The sequence below is a fragment of the Alkalihalobacterium elongatum genome, assembly GCF_019024285.1.
In the GTDB taxonomy this organism is placed as follows: Bacteria; Bacillota; Bacilli; order Bacillales; family Bacillaceae_F; genus Alkalihalobacterium; species Alkalihalobacterium elongatum.
Window position 1 is genome coordinate 82097 of the sequence record NZ_WMKZ01000015.1, and the last position, 11419, is coordinate 93515.

Here is an 11419-nt window from a genome sequence, read left to right on the forward strand (position 1 = left end):
CCCTTTAAGGAGTCGTTTCTAGGTCTTTTGAAACAGGATTTCGTTTAAAGTAGAAATTCATGACCAAATAAGTTAATACGAGAAGCATGATATAAAGTGTTATAAACAAGAAGAACAACATACCTAGGTTTCCAGACTGTGTAGCTGCATCAGCGGTAGTCATTACTTGATGAATCGTCCACGGCTGTCTAGCGGTACAACTAAAAATCCAACCAACTTCAATACCAATCATCGCAAGTGGGCCACCAGCTATGACTGGAACTAAAATCCAAGCAGGAAAGGGCTTATCTTTTTTAAATATTCGGTAAGCTAACGCAATAAAGGAAATGCCTATAAGCATTGTGCCGATACCAACCATAACGTTAAAGAGTGTATGAACAAATAAAGGTGGCCATTCTTCTTCTGGGAAGTCATAAAGACCTACTACAACCCCATCTGTTGATCCAGTAGCTAACCAACTCAGCATGCCAGGAATTTCAATACCACCAACAACACGCCCTGCTACCGGATCAGGTTCACCAAATATCGCAAGCGGAGCATTTGATTGAGTTTCAAATAGTCCTTCAGCCGCTGCTAGTTTTACAGGTAAGTAATTGTGAAGCATTACTGCCACGTCGTGACCATTAACTGAAGTATAAACAGACATAATTGCAGCGATAATTAATGATAGGACCATGCCTTTTCGGTGATATATTTGCTCACGATCTGACAGTCCACCGCGAATGAGCCGATACGCAGCAACAGCAGCAATGGCAAAAGCACCAGCTAGATAAGCAGTGCTTACTACGTGCAAAGCAGTAACATAAATACTTGGGTTAAAAACAGCCTCCCATGGTCGAACATTCACAACTTGACCACCAACTATATCGAAACCACGGGGAGTATTCATCCATGCGTGAGCATCTGTAATAAGTACCGCAGAAGCTGTTGCTCCGAATGCAACAAAAAAAACGCTGATTAGACGCATCGCATTTGATAAACGGTCCGCAGCATAGATATAAATAGACAGGAAGACGGCTTCAATAAAGAAGGCAAATATTTCAACTTGGAAAGGTAAAGCAATCACTTGTCCAACCATCTCCATAAAGCCTGGCCATAACAAGGAGAGCATGACACCAACGATTGTTCCAGAAGGAATTGCTACTCCTAATAAAATAGCCACACCCTTTGTCCAACGTTTAGCTAATAACCCATAATCACTATCCTTAGTAATTACACGGGCAATTTCTGCAATCAAAATCATTAATGTAAGTCCAACGCCAAGTGTTGCGAAAATAATGTGAAAAGCTATAGACGAACCAAAAAGCATCCTTGCTAGTAATACATTATCCATTAACTTTCTCCCTTTCCATATAATTACCATGAATAAAGACTTTTCCAACAGTTATTACTATTTGTTATAAATTTACATAATATGCGAAAATTATTTGAAAGAAGTTTTATATATGGGTGCCTGGCACCTTTAGTACAGTAAAGGTGCCAGGCACCCATATTAGGAGAGAAAAAAAGATGAGTAGAAATGAGATGCTAAAGGTTATAAGTAGACTACAAAAGCAAACAGAAATAATTGATTTCAAAATGCCTATAAAACAAACAGGTGACATAAAGAAGTATTTAAAATTTTACGGACTGCCATCTGAAGAGAAAAAGTATCATTTTGGAAATGTATATGTAGATAGCTATTTAATTAAAGTTCAAATGTTTGAACCTCAAAACAGTAGAGAAGAAAATGTCGTCTTATTGTTGCATGGATATTTGGACCACGTCGGTATTTTAAGTGATACCATTCATTTTTTAACGAAAGCAGGGTATAAGGTCGTTACTTTCGATTGGCCAGGACATGGTTTATCTAGTGGAGAGACAGCGGAAATTAACGACTTTGGTGAATACGAGAGGGTATATGAGCTAGTAGTCAATGAAATTAGTAAGCAATTAAATACTATACCGAATATCGTTGCTCATAGTACAGGTGCTGCTGTTGTTATAAGTGATCTCCTCAAAAGCACTCAAACCGAATATAAATCCATTATTTTAATAGCCCCTCTTATTCGCTCCAATCTGTGGACAATTACGAAAGTCGGATACTATTTTATGAAACCATTAGTGAAAAGAGTTAAGCGAGTTGTTCGACAAAGTAGTGCTGACCAACACTTTATTGATTTCTTAAAAAAAGACCCTTTTCAACCATCGCTGGTTCCTTTAAAGTGGTTGAAGGCATTAATCGATTGGAATGATCAAGTTCATTCATTAAATGAAAAAGGGCAACGAGTCCTTGTACTTCAAGGTGTTGAGGACGGGACTGTCGACTGGAGGTATAATTGTCAGTTTATTGCTAGACTATTTTATAACAGCCAAATTATTTTGTATGATGAGGGTAAACACCATTTACTCAATGAAATAGATGGAATTCGTTTAAACGTCTATGAAAAGATCGTAAGAGAATTAAATAAACAATTATATGAAAATTATAAAATAAATAATGAATGACCATTCATTCTGTGTTAAACTTTGAATAGTTGAAACAAAGGAGCGAATAAAATGGGAGTAAAAGAAACTTTAGAATCGTTAAAAGAAAAAATGAACAGTAATCCAGAAGGAATTCAAGGATTAAATACAACTTATCAGTTTGATTTAACAGGTGATGAGGAAGGTACCTATCAAATAAAATTTGAAAATGGCCAAGTCGAATATGTTTTAGGAGAGAACTATGAGCCAAAGTGTACTCTTGCGTTATCAGATGCCAATTTTTTAAAGTTAGTTGCAGGTAAATTAAATCCTACTATGGCTTTCATGGGTGGGAAGCTAAAAATTAAGGGTGAAATGGGATTAGCGTTAAAATTACAAAACGTGTTAAAGACATATCAATAAAAATCCAAAAAAAAGGTGTCCTATTTAGGACACCTTTTAAAATTTACTATTAATTTTTGCTGGCAGTAGTTTCGAATTCTTTGGCTTTTCTTTCTTCAATACGCTTTTCTATTTTATTTAAAGCTTCTTGATCTTGAAGAAGTTGCTTCTTGTTCTCTAGAACTAGCTCTTCAAACGATGGCGCGTGTTTTCTCATCTCTCATCATACCTTTTTATATTTTTTATTTATAAAACCATTGTAATATGTCTTTGTTTTAATTGTGTTAAGTAGTTGTTACAATTTTTCGAATAATTATTTTATTTTGGTGGATTTTGTATAAAAATACTATAATTCCTCACCGTTATAGGGCAAGCATTTCCGCTCATATGTATAAAAGATGAATAAATGGAAAGCAGGGGAGCGCATAATGAATTACTATGACTTATGGTATAGAAGCACTGCTGCTATAAATATTATTGAAAAGTTACTAACACGTGAAAGTACATCGATTATTACTTATGATTATCTAATGGTGATTGCTGAATCGGAAGAAAGTAAACAAATGCTAAGGCGGATTATACAAATTAGAAGAAAGAGTGATGAACAACTTAAATGGGTGTACTTTCAAATAACAGGTCAAATGGTCGCAGTTGATCAAGACGTATTTGAAAAACCAGATACATTTGTTGAGGGGATAAAAGGAAAAATAGAACGACAACAAACAAGGTTAACAGATTTAAGGCGTTTATTGGATGAACTAACATTAATTGGGTTACGAGGAGTCGTTGAAAATATTATTGTAGAAGAAGATTGGGTCTATAGTGCACTTAACTATTTAGAAAGGTGAAAAAAGAGAAAAAACAATATGCACAAATTTGTCCACAGATAAACACCTTATTTTACTTAGTAGTTGAAGAAGTTGGACAAGTTACCCACAGTATTCACACCGTGTGGATAAGTACCGAGATAATTTGTAGGAAAATTATTTTAGAACTGTAAGCGATTACATTTGAAAAAGTGGTTTACAAACGACGAATACGTTGATAGAATATTCATAAATTTAAAACGATTTAACGCATTGCAGTAAAGGGAGAACATCGTAACTATCGTCAGGTGATTGTTATCATTGGGTAACAGGGAGTAATTTATTTCGCTTTTAATTATCAGAATATTCTTTTAATTTATTTAGGGGGAGTTAACTATGACAGTAACAGTTGAAATGAGAGTATTAGAAGAGATGGAAAAGAAAATTGAAAGATTAACGATGGAAATCCAAGAGTTACGCAAGGTTGAAAATGGTTTTGAACCACTAGATACAGATTTATTCTTAACAGAAGTTTACAACTAAGCAATCAATACTTTTTTCTATAAGGCTGACTTGAGAGTAAAGTGTCTGGCTTCCTAGCTCAAAATATAGATGCTAATAAAAATAATAGCTCTATATTTCAAGGTAAGGAGTCGATATAAACTGCCAAAGTCAGTCTTTTTTCACGGTAGACAATTATAGAAAATATAAGAAGCAGGGAGAGAATAATATGTTAGAGGGAATACGTGTCTTAGACTTTTCACAATACTTACCTGGTCCTTATGCGAGTTTGAGACTGAGTGACATGGGAGCTGAAGTAATTAAAGTAGAGCCATTAACAGGTGATCCTGCACGGGCACTTGGTGACAAACGTGATGGGACAGGATTAATTTTTTTAGCGAATAATCGTAATAAAAAAAGCATTTCTCTCAACCTCAAGGAGGAAGAAGGAAAGCAGATTGCTTTAGATTTAATGAGAAGTTCAGATGTTATTATCGAGAGCTTCCGTCCAGGGGTTATGGAGCGTCTCGGTTTAGGTTATGAGGAAGTAAAAAAGGAAAATAAAGATATTATTTATTGTTCTCTGACAGGTTATGGTCAAGATACAGGTTTAAGTCATTTTGGGAGTCATGACATCAACTACATTGCTTTAAGCGGATTACTTAGCCAGTTAAAAGATAAGAACAATGAACCTGTACATCCAACAATTACGTTAGCTGATATGGCAGGTGGTATGGCTGCTTCAGAGGCTATTTTAGCGGCTCTTGTTCAACGGTCGATTAAGAAAGAAGGTAGTTATATTGATTTGTCACTAACCGATGTGATGGTATCACTTATGAATAATCACGTTTTAATTGCAAGTGAAAAAGGAAGACAACAAGGTGTTGCAGAGTTAACTGGAGCAATCATTTCTTATCATGTATATAAAACGAAGGATAATCGTTACATGAGCTTAGGTGCACTAGAGCCAAAATTCTGGGCTAACTTTTGTAATGCGGTTGGAAAAGACGGATGGGTATCTGCACATATGTCTGAAACGACAGATAAAAATCCAATTTATCGTGAGATGAAAGAACTTTTTCAATCTTACTCCATGCATGAATGGATGAGCTTTTCGCAAAAGGTCGATTGTTGTATGGCACCAGTACTTGAGCCAGGTGAATTAACAACCTCAAAATACGTAGAGGAGCGTCGCTTGATTTTTACTCCATTTGAAGGGTATCCAGAAGTTGCAACTACATATGATAAAGACAATCAAAGCTTCTCAGGGTTACATCCTGCGCCAGGTCTAGGAGAACATACAGAAGCCATTTTATTAGAGGTTTTACAGTATAATAAAGAGAAGGTTAATACATTAAAAGAGAAAAAAGTGGTTAAATCGGAAGGAGTATATCATGGCGTATACTAAATATAAGCAGAAAATAAGTACCATTACGCTTCCTACTCCTTTTTTAGTAGGTCCAGTTAACGTTTACTTGATTGAGGGAAATGAAGCCCTCACTCTTGTTGATACTGGACCTAGAACAGAAGAAGGCTGGGAATTACTGTGTAATGAATTATTAGAGCGTGGGTATACAACAAAAGATATTGAGCAAATCATTTTAACCCACCATCATCCTGATCATGTCGGTTTAATCGATCGATTTGAGAATGCGAAAATTACAGGGCATCCTAAACTTAAGCCGTGGTTAGAAAAAAATGAATCCTTTTTAAACCAAACGATTAATTACCTGATGAATTTATACAAAAGCCATGGAATGAATGAACGGATGATTGAGCATATTTATAATCTAAATATGTCTTACCTTCAATTCACATGTAAAGCTAAAGTAGATCATCCTGTTCGTTCTGGAGATGAAGTTCCAGGTTTAAAGGGGTGGAAAGTTATTGAAACACCTGGCCATGCGCAAACTCAAATTATGATTCTAAATGAAGAAGAACAAAAGGCGATTTCTGGCGACCATCTTATTAAGCATATATCTTCGAATGCCATTATCGAAGCGCCATATAGTGGTCAGGAAGAACGATCAAAGTCTTTACTTCAGTATCGAGAGTCACTTCTAATGTTGAAGAATTACCCGATAAAAGTTTCTTATTCAGGTCATGGCGATCCTATCGCAGATATTTCTGCTTTAGTAGACGAAAGGGTCCAAGAACAAAATCTTCGCGCTGGGCACATTAAGGAACTGATGGGAAATGATGCTCTTACATGTGATCAAATTACTCAACTGCTATTTCCTAAAGTGTACAAAAAACAACCAGAATTAACATTTTCAGAAACTTTAGGTCATTTGGATTTACTTGTAAGTACTGGTCAAGCTGAAACAGAACAAAAAGCAGGAACTATTTTTTATAAAGCATACTGACTGGGTGTTCATTCAGTAGGTTGTCCTTTTTTCCTTGAAGAATTATTGTTAAACTAGAGCTATGAAATTATTTCCAGAGGAGGGGCACCAATGGAGAAAAAGCAAAAGCAATGCAATTCAGTTTGCAAAGGTATGTTTGTTGGTAGTGTTGTTGTTGTTGCAGCGTTATTAACGTACCCAAAAACGAGAAAGAAAATCGTTGAAGGTGCTGAAGAACTAAAACATGTAGCACAAGATGCCACATCTTACATTAAAGATAATCGTGAAGAAATAATTGAAAAAATAAAAGACACAAGTACACAAGTTTCTGATGCGTTAAAATCAGTAAGTCATGATGTAAAACAAATTTCAGAAAGTGCACAACACATAAAAACCAGTTCAATGGAAGTTATTGATGCGGCTAAAGATGTAGTTGATGATATAAAAAGGATTAGAGGAACTAAAAAAGAAGATCCTTTTGAAGGAATTTAATTCCTGTAAAAAGATCCGAATAACTTTAAGAAATTGTGACATCATAATTATTGAGGAAGGCAATTGCAATCCTCTAAGAGTTTTCACCACAGCTGAAGGAAATAACGATTGTTGATTAGTACCTCAAGAGGTGGTTGCGTTGAACAATTATGCCGAAAGTGTAAATTGTTTGTAACTTCAGTGAAAGAGGTGTTACCGAAAGACAAATATCGTTACGGCCCCAGAAGCATTAAAATGGTGAAGCTTCCAAAAAAGGTGACCTTTTAACAGGTCACCTTTTGTAATTATTTGAAGAAATACGTTAGTATGTAATTTTAAGCTCATCGTGAATTACCACTAATTGTTTGTAACAGCCTCAATTTAAGATAAACATAATTTCAGCAAGGTGAAAAAAATAAAAAAAACTACATACTTTTCTTAGAAGAGGACATCATAATAAACGAGGACGGCGGTTAGCTATCCTCAACAACAAGTCCACATCAAAGATGATTAAAATTACGGTAATAACATTTTGTCAATACCTCAGAGGTGAATGGCGTTGAACAATTATGCTGAAAGTGTAATTTGTTAAGAACAACAAATTCGTTGGAAGAGGTGTCTATGAAGGACAAAAATCGTTACGACCCCAGAATGTAATTTTTTGATAAGACGATGTGGTACTTGGAAAGAAGGTGGCCACTTACGTTGGTCGCCTTCTTTTTTTATAAAAGCTTTTGAATGTTGCTAAAGGAGAGGTGTAAACGATGAGTAATAAAAAACACAATAAAAAGAATAAAAATAATACAAGCCATAAACACGCTAATAACCATAAGACAAGCAGTTCGGCTAATAAATCGAATGGTTACCACTAAATGATGAAGGAGCACTGAAAAAAGTGCTTCTTTTTTTGGTTTAATTACGAATATAAATGGTAATAGGGTTATATATCTTGTCCTAAAGGGGGAATTTTTTTGGCGCTTACAAAACGATTAAAGGAATTAAAGGTGTCCCAGTGTGACAAGGGTGTACTAACCATTTATTTGAACACACTTCGAAGTGGTCAGGATGATTGGAAGCTGCAACTGAAAAATGGTTTGAAGAAATTAGAGCAATACGTTATTGCCAGAAAAGACAAAGAGGAATTAAAGAATTTTAGGGATGTAAAGAAGAAAGTAACGAAGCAATTGCTGGAGCGACAACATGAGATGCAAAAAGCAATCGTTGTTTATGCATCACCAAATAGGGATATTTGGGAATTTCACCAACTGCAACTTTCAGTAGAGAATAGTTTTTCTTGGGAAAACGAACCGATGCTCGATCAATTAGAGACCATACAGTATCAATACCCAGCTAGTGGTGTATTACTATTGCAACAAATGGATTTAGTAGCATTAGACACTAGACTTGGAGAGATTAATGAAGAAGTGCGGTATATCTTAAATTTAGATGATGACAATTGGAGGAAATATGAAGGTACAGCTGCAACAGAACGGGTTGCTTCAAGTGCAAACCATAAGGATCAGTACCAAGAAAGACTTGAAATTAACCAGCAACGCTGGTTAAGGAGATTAGCTCCTTTAATCGACCAGAAATCTCAAGAATGTCAGTGGAAGGGAGTCTATATTGTAGGTTCACAGGACCTCGCAAAAGAGTTGGGTAAATACTTAAAGACGAAAATCATAAAGGTTGTTCCGAAAAACCTATCTTCATTCCCTAGTCATAAAATAGTTGGTGAAGTAATCGGATAATAAAAAGGGGGCTGACTACCATTAGTCAGCCTCCTTAATCAATAATTATGCAGTAGCTGCTTTTTTTACAGTAGCAGGAGCATCTTCTCTAAATACGATACCTAATACAAAAACGAACAATAATATTCCTCCGATTGCAAAGTAAATGCTTCCGCTCTCCATAACATCAATCAATATGCCACCAGTTAATGGACCTAAAATACTTCCTAAACCAAAACTTACTGCTGTCATTACATTTCCTGTAGGTAACAAATTCTTCGGAAGTAAATCAGTTAAATACATTACCCCTAAAGAAAATAATGAGCCAACTAATGCCCCTGATAATGTGAAAAACAAAAGAAGAAGTATAATTGATTGCTCAACAAAAATCATACTAAAAAATGATAGCGAGCCGAAGAAGGTTACAGTCAATAATAACTTCCTTCTCCCCCATTTATCACTAAGTAAACCTAAAGGTAGTTGAGTAATAAGGCCCCCGATAACAAATGCTGGTAATAGGATTGAAACCCATTCTATGGTTATACCGGAACGAAGTGCATAAACGGGATAATTACCGTGAATAGAAGCCTCAAGGAAACCATAACAAAATCCTGGTAGTAGAGCGAACCAGGCTAATTTGATTACTTGTTTATACCGTCCCCATGTTCCAGTTTGTTTAGCTGTTTCTAAATCGTTCTCTGGCCATTCATTTTTTAGGAAAAGAACAAATACATAAGAAATTAGACTAAATATACTAGCAATAATAAATGGTAAGTATTCATTAATTGATAGGAGTCTTGTCATGAAAGGTCCAGCACTAAACCCGAGTCCGAATGCTAATCCGTATAGTGAAATATTACGGCCTCTTTTACTTATAGGACTTGTGGATGTAATCCACACTTGTGTGGCGAAGTGAACCATATTATCGCCAATCCCTACAATCATCCGCAGAATAAACCAAAACCAAAAAACTTGCCAAAATGGGAACAATAATAATGAAACGATGATTAATATAAGTCCAATGGTAATGACAGGTTTATATCCATACTTCCGTACAGGCTTCTCGATGAAAGGAGAGATTAAAAGTATACCAATATATAGAGCTGCAGCATTTAGACCGTTTAATGAAGATGATACGCCAGCTTGCTCTAACATAATTGCTAATAGAGGTAACAACATTCCTTGTGAAAATCCTGCAATTAAAACCATTAATATTAGAACCGCAAAGCGATAACCTGGATGATTCTGCTTACTTTTTATGATTTTATCCATAAGCATCCTCCGTAAAAATAAAAATTAAAAACCATCATACCATACTAATTGTAATGTCGAACTATAGATATTCAAGAAAAATATTTTTAGAATGAGGTCATATTATTTATTGTATATAGGGTGACGTAAACTAGAAACCTTTGTACAATAAAACTAACCAAACAGGTAAGGGATGTGTAACTAATGGAATTTATAATGAAGGAAAATGGATTTAAGGCAGAATTTGAATATGGAACCCTTGATATCTCTGGGAATGAGGAATTTGGTTTTAGACCATATCAATTGTTGGTATCTTCAATTGCAGTTTGTAGCGGTGGTGTTCTACGAAAAGTATTAGAAAAGAAAAGGGTGCAGTATAAAGATGTAAAAGTAAGTGCGGATGTGACAAGAAACCCAGAGGGAGCACAAGAAATACAAAAGATCCATATGCACTTTGTCATTACTGGCTCAAATTTAAATGAAGAAAAAATTGAAAAGTCTTTAGTTGTTACTAGAAAAAATTGTTCGATGGTCCAGTCAGTCAAAGATAGTATTGAAATTACAGAAACGTTTGAGATTATAGAAGAGTGAGTAAAACCTATCTTGGGGTATCCTTAACAATTGGATCGATATTGCAAGGGTTATCGATGTCCCTTTTTTTATTTCCTCATGCAATACCTTCGGGTGGGGCAGCTGGTATTGCTATTCTATTCGAATATCTTTTTTCTATTAAATATGAGCTCTCTTTATGGAGTTTTAATTTTTTATTGCTTGCTATTGCTTTTAAATGGATAGGATTGTTTAGTGTAATAAAAACTTTATACTCGGTGACGGTTACTTCTATTACAATTGCATTAATTGGTTTATTGGGAATGGAAGCAATTTCTATTGTATACGTTGATATGTTTTTAGGGGCAATATTATTTGGAGTAGGTGTAAGTTTATTATTCATTAGTGGGGCCTCCTCTGGTGGTGTTGCTATTATTGTTCATGTTCTTCATAAGAAGTATAATTTAATGCCAGGAAGGTTACTGTTTCTATTTAATTCGGTCATCTTTATGTCACTAGCAATTACCATTGATTGGATTATATTGGTCTATGCACTTATTACTCAATTTATTTCTGCAAAGATTATTGACCTTTTATATAAATTGTTTCATTATTATATATTGGATGGACAAGCTGCTGTTTCAAAGTGATCCTTTGGGAGAGTAGCTTACAAATTATTTTTAAATAATATTTAGTTGACGAAGACGAAAATAAGTTATATAATAATTTTTGTCGCTAAGGCGATAACTGCTTATCAAATCGGTTTAAAAAAAAGTTTTAAAAAAGACTTGCTTTTCCACTCTAGATTTGGTAAGATAAATCTTGTCGCTGCTGAAACAGCAGTAAAAAAGTTCTTTGAAAACTGAACAAAAAGCCAAGCGAAATAAAGAGATACATGATATCTCGTCAATGTTTTAAAAAC

Annotated in this window: 13 protein-coding genes; 10 read left to right on the forward strand and 3 right to left on the reverse strand. The window is 35.0% G+C overall.

The window, feature by feature from the left end; translation table 11 throughout:
* Positions 1-4: 4 nt before the first annotated feature.
* Positions 5-1333 (reverse strand): cytochrome ubiquinol oxidase subunit I, encoded by a 1329-nt coding sequence (locus GKP30_RS14895; protein WP_216830247.1) that lies wholly within the window; start codon positions 1331-1333, stop codon positions 5-7.
* Positions 1334-1509: 176 nt separating this feature from the next.
* On the opposite strand from GKP30_RS14895, the gene GKP30_RS14900 reads away from it, so the two are divergent.
* Positions 1510-2487, forward strand: coding sequence for an alpha/beta hydrolase (locus GKP30_RS14900; protein WP_216830248.1), 978 nt, complete (start codon positions 1510-1512; stop codon positions 2485-2487).
* A 51-nt stretch (positions 2488-2538) separates the two neighbouring features.
* Positions 2539-2868 carry an SCP2 sterol-binding domain-containing protein gene (locus tag GKP30_RS14905; RefSeq protein WP_216830249.1) on the forward strand — a complete coding sequence of 110 codons (330 nt, stop codon included), beginning with the start codon at positions 2539-2541 and terminating at the stop codon, positions 2866-2868.
* 49 nt (positions 2869-2917) lie between these two features.
* Here the strand turns inward: GKP30_RS14905 and GKP30_RS14910 are convergent, their stop codons facing one another.
* Complete coding sequence (locus GKP30_RS14910; protein ID WP_216830250.1) at positions 2918-3064, reverse strand: FbpB family small basic protein; 147 nt, start codon at positions 3062-3064, stop codon at positions 2918-2920.
* A 211-nt stretch (positions 3065-3275) separates the two neighbouring features.
* Here GKP30_RS14910 and GKP30_RS14915 point away from each other — a divergent pair, with 211 nt between their 5' ends.
* From GKP30_RS14915 to GKP30_RS14940, 6 genes are all read left to right on the forward strand, one after another.
* The gene (locus tag GKP30_RS14915; protein ID WP_216830251.1) at positions 3276-3695 is read left to right on the forward strand and encodes a hypothetical protein; all 420 of its coding nucleotides are present in this window, start codon (positions 3276-3278) and stop codon (positions 3693-3695) included.
* A gap of 354 nt (positions 3696-4049) precedes the next feature.
* The gene (locus GKP30_RS14920; protein WP_216830252.1) at positions 4050-4196 is read left to right on the forward strand and encodes a hypothetical protein; all 147 of its coding nucleotides are present in this window, start codon (positions 4050-4052) and stop codon (positions 4194-4196) included.
* Positions 4197-4383: 187 nt separating this feature from the next.
* Complete coding sequence (locus GKP30_RS14925; RefSeq protein WP_216830253.1) at positions 4384-5562, forward strand: CaiB/BaiF CoA transferase family protein; 1179 nt, start codon at positions 4384-4386, stop codon at positions 5560-5562.
* Positions 5549-6520 carry an MBL fold metallo-hydrolase gene (locus tag GKP30_RS14930; RefSeq protein ID WP_216830254.1) on the forward strand — a complete coding sequence of 324 codons (972 nt, stop codon included), beginning with the start codon at positions 5549-5551 and terminating at the stop codon, positions 6518-6520. Before GKP30_RS14925 ends, GKP30_RS14930 begins: the two co-directional genes overlap by 14 nt.
* 90 nt (positions 6521-6610) lie before the next feature.
* A complete protein-coding gene (locus tag GKP30_RS14935) occupies positions 6611-6991 on the forward strand; it encodes a YtxH domain-containing protein (RefSeq protein ID WP_216830255.1) in 381 nt (126 codons plus the stop codon).
* Between the two features lie 950 nt (positions 6992-7941).
* Complete coding sequence (locus tag GKP30_RS14940; RefSeq protein ID WP_216830256.1) at positions 7942-8718, forward strand: VLRF1 family aeRF1-type release factor; 777 nt, start codon at positions 7942-7944, stop codon at positions 8716-8718.
* Positions 8719-8763: 45 nt separating this feature from the next.
* Here GKP30_RS14940 and GKP30_RS14945 read toward each other — a convergent pair whose 3' ends face one another.
* Complete coding sequence (locus GKP30_RS14945) at positions 8764-9969, reverse strand: MFS transporter (protein ID WP_216830257.1); 1206 nt, start codon at positions 9967-9969, stop codon at positions 8764-8766.
* 183 nt (positions 9970-10152) lie between these two features.
* Between GKP30_RS14945 and GKP30_RS14950 the strand changes: the two genes are divergently transcribed.
* Together GKP30_RS14950 and GKP30_RS14955 are read left to right on the forward strand one after the other, a co-directional pair.
* Positions 10153-10539, forward strand: a complete 387-nt coding sequence (locus GKP30_RS14950) for an OsmC family protein (protein ID WP_216830258.1) — start codon at positions 10153-10155, stop codon at positions 10537-10539.
* Entirely contained in the window at positions 10536-11147 is a 612-nt protein-coding gene (locus GKP30_RS14955; RefSeq protein ID WP_216830259.1) for a YitT family protein, read from the forward strand. Before GKP30_RS14950 ends, GKP30_RS14955 begins: the two co-directional genes overlap by 4 nt.
* Positions 11148-11419 lie beyond the last annotated feature (272 nt).